The organism is Erythrobacter sp. (genome assembly GCF_023653175.1).
Taxonomy (GTDB): Bacteria; Pseudomonadota; Alphaproteobacteria; order Sphingomonadales; family Sphingomonadaceae; genus Erythrobacter.
In genome coordinates, this window is record NZ_JAMNXL010000074.1 from 1 (window position 1) to 16,674 (window position 16,674).

The following is a 16,674-nucleotide window of genomic DNA, read 5'->3' on the forward strand; positions in this document are numbered from 1 at the left end:
ACCGCCGTCACCCCGACGACATTCTCATAAGCCCCCGGAAACACCGGCGGAGCGGCGGGACCGTCATTGCCGGCCGCCGCCACGATCACATGGCCGCGCTTGGTGATGCGCGCGATGGCCCCTGCCACGGCCGGGTTGCGGGGGCCCGACAGACTGATGTTGATCACCGGCACGCCCTGCGCGGCCAACCAGTCGAGCGCCTTGATCAAGGCAAAGCTCGACCCGGCGGACTCGCGCGGGCCGGCAAAGATGTCTGCCACGAAAATCTTCGTGCGTGCGGCCGGATCGGCCTTCGTCCCCGCCATCAGATTGGCCACCGCAGTGCCGTGCAGGCGCGCTTCGGCGGCCTTGCTGTTAAAGGCGCGCTGGCTGATCGTGACGTGCTTGAAATAGGCGAGGCCCGTCGCGATCCCGGTGTCGATGAGGCCGATCTGGCAGCCGCAGGCGACCCGCTGGGGCACGCTGGCCGCCTTGCGGCGCTTGGTCCGCACCGCCGAACTGTCGAACAGGTGATTGTAGCCGATGGTGTCGGGATCGGCGATCGTCTCGAGCGCGTCGAGCGCCGCCTCGTCGGCGATCTGGGCGGGGCCGCGCAGCAGCAGCACCGTGCCGTCCACCGAGGCGAGCCTTTCGCTGGCAATCACCGTAAAGCCGCCGGCCTTCAGTTCCGCAATGTCAGCCGCGGTCAGATCAAGCGCGACGAATTCCCCGCGGCGATAGCGGAAACCCTCGCCATCGGTGTCGATCCGGTCGCGTTCGTCACGCTCGATCCGTTCGGCCTCGGTCTCGCCGCTGGCGAGCAGCCACTTGCCGGGATCCTCGTCGAGATCATACGCGCCGTCATCGGCATCGCCGCGATCATCGGCGATGTCATCGTAATCACCGTCGCCATCGCCACCAGCGGTCGGGCCGTCATCACCGTCGTCATCGCCGCCAGCCGCGCTGTCATCATCGTCGTCTCCGCCAGCCGCACCGTCGTCGTCGCCGGCATCATCGCCGCCCGCATCGTCGTCGCCGCCCGGATCATCGTCGCCGGCGTCGTCATCGCCGCCCGGGTCGTCCCCATCGGCGTCGCCCCCGTCAACGTCATCGCCGCCGGTATCGTCGCCGCCGGGATCCTGATCATCGGGGTCCTCGACGACGTCGTCGTCGTCGCCTTCGTCGCCGTCATCATCGTCGTCGTCGCCCGCGTCCTGCGCGGCGAGCGGGGCGTGCCAGGCCGATGTGACGGGGCCGAGCGTCAGCCCCAGCATCAACAGGTATGCGATCATGACCCGCGATTGCATCGAATGCCCCCTATGTCCCCGACAATAAAGCCGGGATGACTGTTTCGTTCCTTACCTCGCTACATACGAAACTGGCTGTTCTTTTATTCCCCCGTCCTGTCTATGGGCGGAATATTGCCACCAGCTGAACCGTTGAGCCCATGAACCGCCCGATGACCCCGGACGAAACGACAAGGCAGGCGCTGATCGCCCTGATCCCCCGCCTGCGCCGTTTTGCCCGGGTGCTGACGGGGTCGATCGCCGATGCCGACGATGTCGTGCAGGCGAGCCTGGAGAAAGCAATGGTCAATCTGGAACAATATCAGCCCGGCACCCGGCTTGACGCCTGGGTGTTCCGGATCGCCCACAACCATTGGGTCGACGACCGCCGCCGTGCGCACAACCGCATGGGGCATGACGACATCGGCGAGATGCTCGATCTGGCCGGTGAGGACGGGCGCGAAGTGGTCGAGGCCAGCGCAGAGGCGCGCATGGTGCGTGCCGCTGTCGACAGTCTGCCGCCCGAACAGCGCGACGTGGTCGCGCTCGTCATGCTCGAGGAGCTGAGTTACCGCGAGGCCGCCGACATGCTCGGCCTGCCGATCGGCACGGTGATGAGCCGGCTGTCGCGTGCCAAGGCGGCGCTGGCGCGGCGCATGACCGCGCAAGGAGTCGTGCAATGAGCCCCTCCTTCACTGATGGCCAACTCGCCTCTTTCATGGACGGAACCCTTGAGGACGAGGCGCTGATCGATGCGATCGAGGCTGCGATCAACGCCGACCCCGCGCTGGCCGAACGGGCCGAGGCGCTGGTGGCGGGTGAGCCCATTGCGGCAATGGTGCGCGATGCCTTTGCCCCGGTGCTGGATGCGCCCGTGCCCGAACGCCTGACCACCACGCTCGCCCCGCGCGAGGCCGAGGTGGTCGATCTTGCCGCGGTACGAGCCGCCAAGTCGGCCGCGCTGCCGAAACCGGCCAACGACACCGGCCGCAGCAGCTGGCGCTGGCCGCAGCTGGGCGCCATGGCGGCGAGCCTGGTGGTGGGCGTGCTGATCGGCGGCCGGCTGCTCAACGGCGGAGCGGATGCGCCCGCCGGCGATGATCTGGTGCTCGCCAGCGCCGATCTTACCGCCATGCTCGACTCTGCGCCGAGCGGGCAGAAGACCGATCTCTCCGCGCTGGGCGAGGGCGAGGTGGTGCTGACCTTCCGCAACGCCGATGGCCAGCTGTGCCGCCAGTTCCTGATCCAAGGCACAGGCGGGGTGACCAGCGATGCGCTCGCCTGCGCGGGCGGGTCCGACAAGCGCTGGCAGATCGAGGCCTATGGCCGCCGCGCCGCTCCCGTGGGTAAGATGAAGCTGGCCGGCGGCGATGCGGCACCCGCGGTGGTCGCAGCCGTCGATGCGATGATCAACAGCGATCCCCTGGTTGGCCCCGACGAAATCGCCGAGCTCGGGAAGAAGTAGGGGGCTGCTCCACACGCAAAGCCCGGGCGGTCGCCTGAACGCCCGGGCTTTTGCGTTGGCTTCTGCAACAGCGTCAGATCGTGAACAGCACCTCGACCACGGTGGCGATGCCGCTGTCGGTGGAGACAAGGAACCGCTCGTCGCGGAACGAGACCACATCGGCGCGGATCTGGACGTTGGGGTGCAGCTGGTAGAAGCCGCCGAGGCCGATCAGCCGGTTCTCGCGGTCCGAGGCGCGGGTCAGCGCGACGCTGCCCGCCACGCCCCAATCCGGCGTCACCCAGCCCACGCCGCCGTTGACCTCCCACTGGTCGAAGCCGCGGTCGAGCCGATTGGAATCGCCGCGATCCACGTAAGCCGCCCCGATCCGCAGGGGACCGCGGCGAGCCTCGGCGCCGATGCTCCAGCTGTTGAGATCGGCGCGGGTGGTGACCGGATCGGCCTGCCCCGTGGCATAGCCGCCGCTGGCGCCGAGGATCCAGTCGCCCACCGGCTGCTGGTATTGCAGGCCGAATTCGAAGGCGTCGTTGACGTCGATGCGATCGCGCGAGTCCACGGCGGCGGCGTTGCGGCGCACCTTGGGTGAGTATGACACGCCCCCGCGCAGACCCCCGACCGGGGGCGAGAGGTAGATCACCTTGAAGGCATCCTGCGTGTCCAGCGCGCGCAGCAGCGCCTGGGTCCCGGCATAGCGCGAGAACTCGCCGCGAACCTGCCCGAGCGCCACCAGTGGCGCGGCGAAGGCGAGGGTGTCGGCGGGGCCATCCTGAAGCCCGACCTCGACCCGCCCGTAATCGCTGGCGACGAACCCGTAGATTTCGCCGGCTTCCAGCACTTCCGAGGCGCGCCTGCGGCTGTTCTGTTCGGCGTTGAAGCCGACGATTATCCCGCCGGGCGAGGTCCACTGGGCATTGATCCGCGCGAACAGATCGACCTTGGCGTCGGGGGAATCGGTGACCGGATCCTCATCGTCGAACACCGCGGCTTGCGCTGCTGCACCGCCGGACAGGCGAATGTCGATCCCCTCCCACTGCACTTCGAGCCGGGGAAGGGCCTTGGCCTTGCCCTTCTCGTCCGCTTGCGCCTGCGCCGCCGTGGCGCCCCCGATCATCGTGCCGAACACTACCGCGCTGCCAAGGCTGCGGAACATCGTTTTCGCCTTCATCTGCAAACCTTCAGGAAATGGCCGTTCCGGCACTTGGGAGATACAATCACCTAGATTATCATTTGTGCCCCTGCTCAGGAAAAATGCTGCGCTCGCTGGCGACCAGATCCTCGAGCAGCAGCCAGGTGAGCGCCAGCGCCGCACCCGCTGTCATCGCGCAGCCGATTGCGACCAGCATGGGGACGGCGGGCGCATGGCGCTCTGCCACCACCGTGCCGATCGCCCGTGCCAATCGCACTGCAAGGCAGAGATCGAGCGCCCCCAGCACCCCCAGTGCAAGGCCGGGCATGAGCCAGGCAAGGCATGCAGGCGATGCGGCGGCGCGGGCATCTCCATTGCCCGGATCACGCCAAGCGTCAGGGGGACATGGCTGCGACACGGGGCTTCTCCTGTTTGCAAGGCTCACCTCCGCTAACGGCCCGGCACCCCTGCCTATTCCCCCTCATGTGCAGAAATTTTTCTGTCGGCTTGGCGGGAATAAGCCCGCCGCCTGCTCCGTTTGGCTTGCGAACCGGCACGAATGCCGGGCCGCAACAGGAGCCTTTCGTGACCTCTCGCAACCCCCTGCCCCGCCGACTGCTGCAAGCCTTCATGCTGGCGGTTCCCGTGGTGTGCTTTGCCACCGCCGCCTTCGCCGAGACCGCCGCGCCGGACCAGAGCGCGCGAGGCAGCGGCATCGACGACGAGAGCGATGAGGCCGCTGCCGTGCAAGCGGGCTCGGGCTGGACCCTCGACCCCGGGCTCAGGCTGATTGCACGCGGCATCACCGCCCGCTCGACTGCGCCTGCCGAGGACGAAGTGGTCGATGGCAATGCGTTCGCGGTGGTCATCACCCCTTCGCTGGTGCTCGCCAAGGACGATGTCACCGTGACGCTGCGCAATGCGACGACGCGGCTCGAATTCGAGGACGCAGACCGCACCGACCGCTGGCAGAACGCCGCGCGGGCTTCGATCAGCTATGACCTTTCCGAGGCGACCCGCCTCACCGCTTTCGGCGAGCGCAACGACAATATCCTCGCCGCCGAATTCACCTCGACCGACGAGTGGGAGTTCGGCGGGGAGGTGCAGCACAGCCTCGATGCGGCCAATCGCGTGGCGCTGGGCGCCAGTTGGCGGATACGCAGCTATGACGATGCAGCGGGCTCGAGCGGTGACGGCATCCGCGTCGACGGCGAATACCGCTACCGCTTCGGGGCGAACCACTATGCCTTCCTGCGCGGCCGCTATGACGCAATCAATTCGGCCGAGGCGCGCCGCAATCTTACCCGCTGGATGGCGGAGGCGAGCTACCAGCGCCCCATCGCCAGCGACCTGCGCCTGCGCGGCGAGCTCACCTACCAGCGGCTCGACTTCGGCGGCCGGCCGGTGGCGGGCGGGGGGTCGCGCGAGGACGAACTTTTCTGGCCCGAGCTGACCCTGATCTGGAGCCCCGGCCCGTGGCGCATCGCCGGAGAGGCCCGCTACGTTGTCCGCAATTCCACCGATCCGGCCTTCGACCGGTCGGGCTACCGCTTCGAAGTGGAGATTTCCCATGCGTTCTGATGATCTGACCCTGCCGGGCGATATCGCCCTGCAGCGTGCAGGCTATGCCCTTGCCGCAGCTCTGGCCGCGACCTTCGGGGCGATTGTTTGGGCGCTGTTCGACCGCTCCGACAATATCGTCACCGGCACGGTGATCGCGATGATCGGCGATCCCTCGCGACCCTGGAACCTGCCGGGGATGCACCTGCTGCTGGTCATGCCGGTCGGGGCCAGCGTGGTGGTGTTCGTCCGCTCTGTGCTGGGGTGGAAGACCTTCGGCCTGTTCACCCCGATGCTGCTGGCGCTGGCCTACCTGCAATCCGGGCCGATCGCCGGGCCGGTGATTTCGACCGCCGCGATCATGATCGGGATGCTGGCGGTTCCGTTCCTCAAGCTGCTCAGCCTCTCGCGCGTCGGTTTTCTCGGCACGCTGATCGCGATCGTCGTCTCGGCGCTCGGCGCGATGGCGCTGGAATTCGACCAGCCCGCGCTCGTCAGCGCCTTCCCGGTGGTGGTCACCGCGCTGATCGTCGAGCGGTGGTGGAACGACTATGAGGCCGACGGCCCGAAGAAGGCGGTGCGCATGACCATCGCCACGCTCGGCGTGGCCCTCGCTATCCAGCTGCTGGTCGCCGCTCCGCCGGTGGTGCGGCTGGCTGCCGAAGTCCCGCTGGCGCTGCCGCTGGCGAGCATCGCGCTGATGATCGTGCTGGGCCGCTACCAGGGCCTGCGCCTCTCCGAACTTGCGCGCTTCCGCGCCGCCCAACAGGGAGCCTGACACCATGGCCATCCTCGGAATGAACCGCCGCAATGCATTGATTGCGAGACTGAACCCGCGCGAAGCGATCAAGGGGGTCAATCAGAAGTTCGAGACCAAGCAGCGCCTCGCGGCGGCCGGGGTGCCGGTGCCCCCGACCCTCGCGCTGATCGGTGACGAGGCCAAGTCGGCGGCGTTCGATTACGCCAGCCTGCCGGACGCCTTCGCGATCAAGCCCAATCGCGGGCGGCGCGGCGAAGGCGTCATTCTGGTCGACGGCCGCGTCAAGGGCGGCTGGCGCAAGCTGAGCGGCGAGGTGCTCACCGAAAAGGCGCTGCGCGCCCATGTCACCCGCATCCTTGCCGGAGAGCTTTCGCTCGAAGGCGGCAACTCGGACGCCGCGTTGATCGAGCCGCTGATCCGCGCCCACCCCGATTTTGCGCGGATGGTGCCATTCGGCCTGCCCGACATCCGCATCATCTGCCTCGGCGATGTCCCGCTGATGGCGATGACCCGGCTGCCGACACAGGAGAGCGGGGGCCGCGCGAACCTGCACCAGGGCGCGGTGGGCGCCGCGATCGACTTCCGCAGCGGGACGATCTTCCGCGCCGTGCTGGGGCAGGACGAGGTGTTCGAGCACCCCTCCACCAACGTCGCACTGATCGGGGCGGGCCTGCCGTTCTGGCGCGAGACCGTGGCCGCCGCGCGGCGCTGCTCGGGCGCGCTGGGGCTGGGCTATGTCGGGGTCGATCTGGTGATCGATGCGACGCGCGGCGTGCAGGTGCTCGAATGCAATGCCTACCCGGGGCTCGAGATCCAGAATGTCAACGGCGCCGGGCTGGGGTCACGGATCGCGCTGGTGGAGCGCCTGCAACGCGAGCGCGCCCGCGCCGCGCGGCGGGCGGGGACAGAGGCGGCGCACAGCCGCACTGCCGGGATGCGCCCGGTGAAGGACCCGCGCGCCGCGCTGCGGGACGCCGGACGAAGGATCGCCGACAGAGTGACCGGCGCTTTCTTGTTGCCAGTTTCGCTGGCCGCCTGATCGCCGGCCAGCGGAACCTCCCGCGCGGTTATTCGAAAGCGCCGGGAATAGGCCACTGGCCTGAACCGTTAGCCCTATGCCAGCCGGAACGACCCGACCGGTTGGCACCTTCTCTCCCCGTCGCGGGTCGGCGGCGGGTCTTCCCTCATGTCCGGGAGAAGACCGTGGATGTCACGCCGAACCCCCTGCCCCGCGCCCGCGCCCGCTCCGCTCCGCCGGAGCGCATGCCTCTCGCCGGTGGCCGGCCATGACGCGCACCGATGCCACGATTTTCGCCGCCATGGCTGGGTGGGCCGAGCTGTTCGCGCTGACGATCATGCATTACGAACCGGGCGAGCGCCCCACGGGCTGGCGCGAATGGCTGCTGGCAGCCGCGCTCCACCTGCCCTTCCTGGCGATCCGCTCCTTCCTGATGTTCGGCCTGATCGAGCGCGTCGACTATTTCCGCGTCGCCGCCCGCCCGCCGCTCCACGGCGATCTCCCGCACCGCACGCCGAAGGTCTGCGTGCAGCTACCGATGTTCAACGAGGATGCGGTCATGCCTTCACCTTCGCCCCGCCCTTCGCCGGCCGGCGCGCAAGCGGAGGGACAAGAGAACGTCCTCAGCCGCTAGCCGAGCCTCAGGAAGAACTCCTCGCGCTCGCGGCGCAGTTCCTCCCGTGTCATCGCGCCCAAGGCATCGAGCTCCGCGCGCAGCGCCAGCGCGAGGCGCTTGGCGGTCTCGGCATGGTCGCGGTGCGCGCCGCCGCGCGGTTCGTAGACGATCCGGTGGATAACGCCGAGCTTGAGCAGATCGCCCGCGGTCACCCGCATCGCCTCAGCGGCCGCGGGGCCTTGCGCGGCGCTCCTCCACAGGATCGAGGCGCAGCCCTCCGGCGAAATCACCGAGTAGACAGCGTGCTCGAACATCAGCACGCGGTTCGCCGCGGCAAGCGCGACCGCCCCGCCCGATCCGCCCTCGCCGATGATCACCGCGATCAGCGGCACGCCAAGCGCCAGACACGCCTCGGTCGAGCGGGCGATGGCTTCGGCCTGCCCGCGCGCCTCGGCATCCACACCGGGGAAGGCGCCGGGAGTGTCGACCAGCGTCACCACGGGAAGGCCGAAGCGGTCGGCCAGTTCCATCAGCCGGATCGCCTTGCGGTAGCCCTCGGGCCGGGCCATGCCGAAATTGTGCTTGAGGCGCCCCGGCGTGTCCTCACCCTTGACGTGGCCTATCACCATCACCTTGCGCCCCTCGAAGCGCGCAAAGCCGCCGATGATCGCCTGATCGTCGCCGAAGGTTCGATCCCCCGCGATCGGCAGGAATTCGCTGAAAAGCCCCGCCACCAGCTTCTCGAAGCGGGGGCGCTGGGGGTGGCGGGCGACCAGCGTGCGCTCCCATGGGGAGAGGCGCGCATAGGTGTCCGCCAGCAGCTTGTCCGCCCGCTCGCGCAGCATCCGCGCCTCGGCGAGGCCCTCGGGCAGCGCGGCCAGTTCGGCCACATGCTTGTCGAGCGCCTCGATCGGCTTTTCGAAGGGCAGGTACTGGATCACGCGCGCGGCCCCCCGGCCTACACCGTCATCGACATGCCGCGATAGATCCGCGCGCGGTAGCGCGAATCCTCCGCGTCCGGCAGCGGCGCGCCGACCAGCAGCACCGCGCGGGCAAAGCGGCGCACCTCTTCGAGGTGCTCGTCGAGATCGCGCGGTTCCTCCGATTGGACCCGCCGGGTGAGGTTGATCTGGTTGACCGGCACATCGTGAACCAGCCGCTCGTTCTCCACGGCGAGCGTGGCGGTGAACGCGTGGAGCGTGGTCTTGATGAAGTTTGCGAGCGCGAAGGCCGGGGACTTGTCGCCCATCGGCACGTCGGGGCTGGTCAGCACCAGTTGGCAATCATCATAGAGCGACGCGCGGCGCGCAACGCGGAAGTGGTGGGTGAGATTGTCGGCCACCACGGTCCGGAACTCTTCCGGGGTGAGCGGATCGTCGGTGGCGAACAGCTTGCACGGGAGCGCGGCCATCGGCGTCGAGAGGATTGTCGTCGGCCGCCCCCACTCGGTCAGCGCCTCGTCCATCGCCGCTTCGATATCGGTGGTCTTGACCAGCGAGGTCAGCGACTGGGCAACATCGGGTTCAAGCTGCGCCTTGACCGCCTCGAAAGCTTCGGCGGTGCGGGTGATGAGCACCACGCTGGCGACATGGCAATCCTCGATAAAGGCGCGCGCGGTTTCGGCGAGGTAATCGGCGAGGTGTTCGCCGATGATCCACACCGTACGCCCACGCATCTGGTCGAGCCGCTCCTGCTTGGGTGAGCCGAACAGCTCGCGCTCGGTGGTCGAGCGTTCGACGCTGAGGCCGCCCGAGGGCATGAAGGTCTCGCCGCTGACGGCACGGTCGGCGAGGAAAAAGACGGTGGCCTGCGCCACGTCATGCTCGGTCGGCATCTTGCCGAGATAGAGCTTGGACAGCACCCCGCCGCCGACCTTCTTGGCCTCGACCGCGATCTTGTCGGCGGGGAGGAAGGGCGCGTCCTCGGGCGGCACGCGCAGCAGCCAGTCGCCGTCCTCCTGCGCCGGGCGCTCGGACCATTCGGGCGCATCGAGGAACAGGCCGGCCTGGCGCAGGCGGCTGACCAGCGCGGCGGCGATCTGCGGGGTCAGCAGGTACTGGTCCCAGCTGCAATTGCCGTCGCCCTCGCGCGCGCAGGCCAGCGCGAGTTCGCGCAGCTCGCGCGGGTTGTTGGTGTCGTGGCTCATCTTGGTGGTGTCATTGCGCGCGAGCCGCGCCAGCACCGCCTCGACCCGCACCCCGCGCCGGATCGCCTTGATCGCGGCGGCGTGGACGGCGTTGAGGCGCTTGTTCTCAAGGATCAGCTTGCCGCGCCGCTCGAACAGACCGGGCTTGCCGCCGGTGCCCGAAAGGCGGTCGCCATCGACCGGCCCGGGCGCAATCGCGTTGAATTGCACCTCCGGCCCGAGATAGCGCGCCATGGATTCCACCATCGCGCGCTGTCCCGCCTTGGACACCGCATAATCCGCGCGGTTCGGATAAGCGACCGCGAGGTACTTCTCGCCGCCGAAATAGGACGAGACATTGAGGATGTAGCCGGAGCCTTGCGCCTTCATCAGCGGCGCGACGTGATGCATCAGGAAGTAGTTCGACACGAGGTTGGCATCGAGCGTGTAGTTCCAGGCGTCGACCCCCATGTCGACCACCATGTCCTCCGCGCCCGCAACGCCGGCATTGTTGATCAGGTAGTCGATCCGCCCGAAGGCCTTCAGCGTCGCGTCGACCGCGCCCTTGAGGCTCTCGAAATTGCTGACGTCGACATTGGCGAGGGTCTGCACCCGGCGCTCGACCCCGGCGAAACCGATGTCCTCGAGCTCGGAGACGATCCGCGCCCGCGCCACCGCGAGTTCGCTTTCGCGCCGGGCGACCATCATCACCTTGCCGCCAGCGAGCGCCAGCAGCCGCGCTACCTGCCCGCCGATCCCGGCCGAACCGCCGGTGATCAGCGCGACCTTGCCGAGGTGGAGGCCGGTGATGTTCTCGGAGAATCCCGGCATGGCCTTCCGCGCCCCGGTCGCCTCGCCGATATTGGCGGGGACGTAGAGCGTGATCTCGCCGAGCTTGCTTTCCTTCAGCAGGATGCGCGCGGCGTGGCCGGCGGTGAAGCGGATGTTCTCGGCCTGGGTGTTGGTGAAGCGCACGATCTGGTTGCCCCACTCGGCCTGACGGCGGCGGCCATGGGCGGTGTCGATCTCGCTCTCGTCGCGCCAGATGCGGATCAGCTGTTCGGTCGCGGCGCGCAGGATGTGGCCGTAGATATCGCCCTTCCCGTCGCTCGCATGGCTGACGAACACGAAACGCGGCGGTTGCAGCAGGTTGTCGTGGCGCTTCCAATAGCGGCTCATCGTCCGGGCCAGCGCCATGTTGCCCGCCAGTTCGGCGTCCATCAGCGCTTCGACGACGCTGTCATCCGCCGTGGTGATCGCGCCCGCGAGTTCGCCCGCGCTCAGCGCCGGCAGGAACAGCGCGCCGCTGACGGGGGTGCCGCCCTTGGTGTAATCCTCCAAGGCCTCTTCCATCCCCGCCGGATCCTTGCGGCTGAAACGGATGATGGCGAGCTTGTCTGAGAGGCCGAGCGCAGCGCAGCGCTTCTCCGCGATGGCAACGTCAGCCGCGCGCGGCAGGCCGAGCACGACCTCGGCGCCGCAGGCCAATTGCACCTGCGCGATTTCCAGCGCCTCCTCGAAATTGTCGCCCGCCGCGATCAGCACGGCGAGGCCGGTGCCATCCATCGAGCGCATGGTGGGGCGTGCGAGGTAGGTCGAGCGCTGCTCCTTGCGAACGCTCATCCCGTGGGTGACCTCGAAATCGTGACCGTTATAGGCCGCGCTCTCGTCGGAGCCGAGGAACACGCAGGTGGTGGCGATGTCGGTCGGCGTCGGGAATGTCTTGGCCTTTGCGTTCCCGCCAGTCGCGCGCTCTAGGCTCATCATATCGAAGAACTGCGTCGCCGTTGTACCCGCGTTGTCGCCTCGTGCCGCATCCATCGCGGCGAAAACGTTGCGGATCCGCTCGCTCTCGATCGGGCCGGGATAGACGAGATTGACGCGGATGCCCTTGGGGCCGAGCTCGAGACTGAGTTCACGGCTCCACGCGTTCATCGCCGCCTTGGGGACGACATAGGCCGCGCGCGCGTAATATGGCGTGCGGCTGAAGATGGTCGACACGTTGATGATCGAGCCGCCCTCGGGGATGTGCTCGGCCGCGACCCGCGCGACGTTCCACGCAACGCCGAAGATGTTGCGCAGCGCCTCGCCGACGGTCTCGCTGTCGGTGCTACCCTGCTTCTGCAGCGCGGCGAGTTCTTCCGCGGAGAGCGGCAGGTTCTCGATCGGCTGCTTGGGCCCGGCGCTCCCGGCGTTGTTGACGAGAATGTCGATCCGCCCGAACTGCTTCACCACCTCGGCGATGCCTGCACGCACCGAGGCGATGTCGCCCCCGTCCAGCGCCACCGTGGCGAGCCTAGCGGGATCGGCACCGGTCGCCTTCAGGAGCGCCTCGGCCGCGGCCTTGGTACGATCGGGCGTGCGGCCCGTCATCACCACGGTTGCGCCTTCTGCAAGGTAGTGGGTGACGATATGCCCGCCAAGGTTCCCCGCCGCACCGGTGACGACGGCGATCTTGCCGGCCAGCCGGCCCGGGACATCGCCCTGCAAGGCAGGCGCAGCGGCAACAGCTTTCGATTTGGCCATAAGCTCTCTCCTCACAGAAATTACCACGAAGCCGCGCTTCGCTTTGTGTTTCGTTCAAACCCTGGGGAGGAGAGCTAAGAACGTTTCAAAAATCGCAATGCACGAATTAGGTTTCCGGTTCCCCGGTTGACGCCGCCGCCCAAGCCTCGAGCAGCGCGTCGCGGCTTCTGAGGCCCAGTTCGGGCAGGGCATGATTGACCACATAGGTGGAGCCCGTGTGGCGGTTGTCCCACATCGCCTGATGCGCTTCCGGCAGGCCCTCCCACGCCACAACCTCGGGCTCGGTCACTTCGAGCAGGCCGGCCGCGATCATGTCGTTCATCCGCGCGACTTCATAGGCGTTGCACAGGTGCGTGCCGAAGATTTGCGCGGTGGGCATGAAGATGCGGCGCTGCCGCGTCCAGACCTGCGGGGCGTAGAAGGTAAAGCGGCAGCCGGTCAGATCCTCGGCGAAGATCACGCGGCCCGTGAAGGGTTTCACCAGCGAAGTCGAGATGCCGAGCGTGTCCTGCCCGGCCCGCTCGAACACCAGATCGGGGCTGCCGCGCGGATTATCGGGCGAGCGCAGGATCTTGCCCACAGCCGAGCCGAAGGGCTTCATCACCCGGTCCTGATAATCGCGCACCGCGGCCTTGAAGACCTCGATATCGGCCTTCGCGTCCGGCAGGCGCGGCATGGTGTCGGGCCACAGGAAATTGGCCCCCTCACGCCGCCGGATGGCTTCGAGGGAGACGATCCCTTCGATCGCGTCCTCCAGCCCCAGCGATTGCAGGAACTCGCGCTGGCCATCGGTGTTGGTGGCGATGACGCTGCGCGCGTTGAACCGGCGCGCGGCTTCGATCATCTCGAGGCCGGTTTCGTCGAGCAGTTCCTTGCTGCCCGGCCCGTAGTAGATCAGCACCGCCTCGCCGCCCCGCAGCGCGGCACGGCGGAGCATTTCCTCAGGGGTCGCCGTGCCCGGCTTGCCCATGAAGCTGAAGTGGTAGCCCGATGACGCCCCATAGAAGGCGAGCGTGCCCCCTTCCGCGAGCAGTTGGAACGAGCGCGGGAAGGCAGTCTCGCCCGCGTGGCTGACCACGTAATCGGCGAGTTTGCCGCCGTTCAGCGCCTTGTATTCCTCGACCAGCGGCGCGCCCGCGGCTTCCCAAGCGATGGCCTCGGCCTTGTCCTCGGGCACCACGGAGTAGAGCCCCGCGAACCGCGCATCCTTGCGGTTGATCGCGCCCACCGCGCCCTGAACCCCGGTGATGAAGGCCGCGCGTTCCTCCGAGGACACCAGGCCCGTCACCTGCAAGCCCGTCCGCACCGACGAGCGCAGCGCATCGAGCCCCGTTCCCGTCGCCGCGCCCTCGACGAACAGGGTCCGTCCCGGTGCGATCTGCAAGGTGGTGAACAGGCAGCGTGCAATGGTGCCGAGGTTCAGCACATAGCTGCCCGCCTGCTCCAGCGTCAGGTCAGGCGGCACCTTGTGCATCTGCGGCGCCTGCACGGTCAGGAACTGCGCGTGGCTGCCGGTCTCGGTCTCGTAGCCCTGGATCGAGAAATCCGCATACATCGGATCATTGCCGACCAGCGGGCTCAGCAGATCATTGGTTCCCGAATAGACGGTGACCAGATCGCCGACCTTGATCCGCCCCTGCGCGCGCGTCTCGGAACCCAGTGCCGCGACCAGCGCGATGCCGCCCGATCCGGTGATCTGCACGTCTTCCTCGTGGCTGTCGAAGGGCGAGACGGGAATGCCCGTCAGCGCCCAGATGTCGTTGAAGTTGACCTCGCTGGTCAGCATGTAGAGCAGCGCCTCGTTGGGCGCGGGCTCGGGCACGGTGACGATCAGCTCCTTCTCGTGGCTCGCCGGAGGGCCGAAACGGGGTTGTCCGGTATCGGGATCGCGGGCGATGCCGAAGGCGTATTGGTGACGTGGGATCGGGGTCACGCCGGGATAGAACGGCGCTCCCACAGGAAGCAGATCGCCTGCTGCCTCCAACGCCTGAGCACGCATTTCGTGCTCGGCATCAATCCACACGCCGTCGCGCCGCACCGGCAGCGGTGGCGCAACCTTGTCCATGAACTGGCGGATCCCGGTCTTGCCGCCTTCGGGATCGACGATGGCTTCGGAAAACAGCCTGGCCTCGCGCTGGGTGCCGGCGGTGATCCCATTTACGAGGCCCGTGCGAACGGCATCCAGCGCCCGCGCGCCCGCAACATCGCGGCCAGCCCATTCAAGCTGGCGCAGGATGCGCTTGAGGAAGTCATCCTCCAGCACCGCATCGAGATCAACCTCAGCCGCGCTTTCCCAGCGCGCCGTGGCCCCCTGCCTTTCCGCGAAGGCGCAGCCGAGCGCGCTGCCGGGCCCGTGCTTCACGAAATCTCGGACCGCGGCATGGGCTGCCGAGAGCGCGTCTTCAGCCCCCTCGACCAGCGCATCGACCACGCCGATCGCGTGGGCCTGCTCGGCGGTGATGCTCCGGCCGCCCAGGATCAGGTCGAGCGCATCGCGCACGCCTTCCGCGCCGCGCCGGTCGGCCAGAAGCCGCGGCAGGCGCTGGGTGCCGCCATATCCGGGGAGCAGGCGCAGGCGGATTTCGGGCTGGCCGAAGCGTGCCACGGGCTCCGCCACGCGGTAATGGCAGGCAAGCGCGAACTCCATGCCCCCGCCGAGCGCCACGCCCTGCACCGCCGCGACGCAGGGCTTGTTCATGCTCTCGATGGTGCGGAAGGCGAGGTGCGCGTTGTTGGGGAGCACCATGGCCTCGTCGACCGTGTGGATCTCCTCGAGCATCTGGCGGATATCCGCCCCCGCCACGAAGGACGAGGTGCCCTCGCCGGTGAACACCACCGCGACCACGCTGTCATCGCGCGCAAGGGTGGAGGTTACCAGCACCAGCTCGTCGATCGCGCGTTCGTTGAGCGCATTTACCGGCGGGTTGGTGACGGTGACCGTCGCGACCTGCTTGCCCGGGGCGACCGTGTTGTACTGGACGAGGAAATAGCGGTGCCGGTCGAAAAGCGCCTGCTCGTCGCTCATGCGCTGCTTGCGCTGCCAGTCGGTGATGACGGTGCGCAGCTCGTCCAGCGCCTCGGGGTTGCGCAGCGTGGTGACATCGCCGACATCCTCGCCCACCACCAGCGCGCGGACCATGCGGCGCATGTATTTGCCGCTGCGGGTTTCGGGGAATTGCGAGACCTCGATGAAATCCGCCGGCACCGCGACCGCGCCCTTCTCGGTGCGGACGAGGTCGAACAGGCGGCGCTTGTCCTCGTGCGTCAGCTTGCGCCCCGCGACCGGCACCACGAAGGCGAGCGGGGTCAGCCCCTTCTCGCGGTGGGGCGCGCCGACCACCAGCACGTTGCCGACCGGCGAATCCGGCGCCAATGCCTTGTCGCGCAGCACCGCGCCTTCGATCTCCTCAGTGCCCATGCGGTGGCCCGAGACGTTGATCACGTCATCCGAGCGCCCATGGAGCGAGAACGAGCCGTCTGCGTGCGCAATCGCGAAGTCGCCCTGGGTATAGGCCCATGCCCCCTTCCAGCGCCGCCAATAGCCTTCCTCCCAGCGCTTGGCGTCACCGCGCCAGGCAGGGTCGACCCGGCCGTCCTCGACCTTGAAGCCTTCGATATCGCCCCAGATGGTGCGCGCGAGGTAGGGATAGGGCGCGGCGATGACGATTTCGCCCTTCTCGCCGATATCGGCCTTGCGCCACGGCACGCCGCCGGTCTCGGAGCGGGTGAACGGCGCATCGCCCCCCGCCCCCGCCTCGTCCTCGACCCACACGTCGCCCACGATCCACGGCAGCGGATAGGCGTGGGCATCGGGGCGCAGCGGGAAATCGTCATTGGCGAACATGTGCGTCCACGCGATCCCGCCATGCTCAGTCGCCCAGTAGCTGTTGATGTAGCGCGGCGTGACATGCTCCATTCCGAACGCCTGCACGCTAGGGCTGACCGGCTCGGCGCAGAAGGTCGCCACCCGCAGCCCGCTCATATCGTAGCGTTCGAGTTCGGCGAGGTTCGCAGGGTCCGACATGATCGCCTTGAGGAATGTCACCCCCGCCTTGAAGATGCGCACCTTGTGCCGCTCGATCATCGAGGCGAAGCGGCCAGCGTGCGGGAACACCGGCGAACCTTCGGAGACCAGCGATGTCACCCGCGTCATCAGGGGCGCGCAAATGAGATAGCTCTGCCCGGTGATCCAGCCCGGATCGACGACCACGAA

The 16,674-nt window shown here is 68.0% G+C and carries 12 protein-coding genes; 6 read left to right on the forward strand and 6 right to left on the reverse strand.

Annotation, left to right across the window (positions count from 1 at the left end):
- Positions 1-1,271: S8 family serine peptidase (locus tag NBV68_RS09820; protein WP_296309307.1), on the reverse strand; the 1,271-nt coding region annotated here is incomplete at its 3' end.
- A gap of 167 nt (positions 1,272-1,438) precedes the next feature.
- Here NBV68_RS09820 and NBV68_RS09825 point away from each other — a divergent pair.
- Together NBV68_RS09825 and NBV68_RS09830 are read left to right on the forward strand one after the other, a co-directional pair.
- Positions 1,439-1,948, forward strand: a complete 510-nt coding sequence (locus NBV68_RS09825; RefSeq protein ID WP_296309310.1) for an RNA polymerase sigma factor — start codon at positions 1,439-1,441, stop codon at positions 1,946-1,948.
- Entirely contained in the window at positions 1,945-2,730 is a 786-nt protein-coding gene (locus tag NBV68_RS09830; RefSeq protein WP_296309313.1) for a hypothetical protein, read from the forward strand. Before NBV68_RS09825 ends, NBV68_RS09830 begins: the two co-directional genes overlap by 4 nt.
- Positions 2,731-2,803: 73 nt before the next feature.
- Here the strand turns inward: NBV68_RS09830 and NBV68_RS09835 are convergent, their stop codons facing one another.
- The gene (locus NBV68_RS09835) at positions 2,804-3,880 is read right to left on the reverse strand and encodes a porin (RefSeq protein WP_296309318.1); all 1,077 of its coding nucleotides are present in this window, start codon (positions 3,878-3,880) and stop codon (positions 2,804-2,806) included.
- Between the two features lie 73 nt (positions 3,881-3,953).
- Positions 3,954-4,184 (reverse strand): hypothetical protein, encoded by a 231-nt coding sequence (locus NBV68_RS09840; RefSeq protein WP_296309320.1) that lies wholly within the window; start codon positions 4,182-4,184, stop codon positions 3,954-3,956.
- Between the two features lie 257 nt (positions 4,185-4,441).
- Between NBV68_RS09840 and NBV68_RS09845 the strand changes: the two genes are divergently transcribed.
- The 4 genes from NBV68_RS09845 (at position 4,442) to NBV68_RS09860 (ending at position 7,828) form a co-directional block, all read left to right on the forward strand.
- The gene (locus NBV68_RS09845) at positions 4,442-5,437 is read left to right on the forward strand and encodes a hypothetical protein (RefSeq protein WP_296309322.1); all 996 of its coding nucleotides are present in this window, start codon (positions 4,442-4,444) and stop codon (positions 5,435-5,437) included.
- Positions 5,427-6,194: a 7TM domain-containing protein gene (locus tag NBV68_RS09850; protein WP_296309324.1), complete on the forward strand. Its 768-nt coding sequence runs from the start codon at positions 5,427-5,429 to the stop codon at positions 6,192-6,194. Before NBV68_RS09845 ends, NBV68_RS09850 begins: the two co-directional genes overlap by 11 nt.
- 4 nt (positions 6,195-6,198) lie before the next feature.
- Positions 6,199-7,215, forward strand: a complete 1,017-nt coding sequence (locus tag NBV68_RS09855; RefSeq protein WP_296309326.1) for a sugar-transfer associated ATP-grasp domain-containing protein — start codon at positions 6,199-6,201, stop codon at positions 7,213-7,215.
- 247 nt (positions 7,216-7,462) lie between these two features.
- The gene (locus NBV68_RS09860; protein WP_296309328.1) at positions 7,463-7,828 is read left to right on the forward strand and encodes a hypothetical protein; all 366 of its coding nucleotides are present in this window, start codon (positions 7,463-7,465) and stop codon (positions 7,826-7,828) included.
- On the opposite strand, the gene NBV68_RS09865 is transcribed toward NBV68_RS09860, so the two are convergent.
- The 3 genes from NBV68_RS09865 to NBV68_RS09875 all read right to left on the reverse strand — a co-directional run.
- Positions 7,825-8,751 (reverse strand): acetyl-CoA carboxylase carboxyltransferase subunit alpha, encoded by a 927-nt coding sequence (locus NBV68_RS09865; RefSeq protein ID WP_296309331.1) that lies wholly within the window; start codon positions 8,749-8,751, stop codon positions 7,825-7,827. The genes NBV68_RS09860 and NBV68_RS09865 overlap by 4 nt on opposite strands.
- 17 nt (positions 8,752-8,768) lie before the next feature.
- Complete coding sequence (locus tag NBV68_RS09870) at positions 8,769-12,461, reverse strand: SDR family NAD(P)-dependent oxidoreductase (protein WP_296309332.1); 3,693 nt, start codon at positions 12,459-12,461, stop codon at positions 8,769-8,771.
- Between the two features lie 106 nt (positions 12,462-12,567).
- Positions 12,568-16,674: enoyl-CoA hydratase-related protein (locus NBV68_RS09875; RefSeq protein ID WP_296309334.1), on the reverse strand; the 4,107-nt coding region annotated here is incomplete at its 5' end.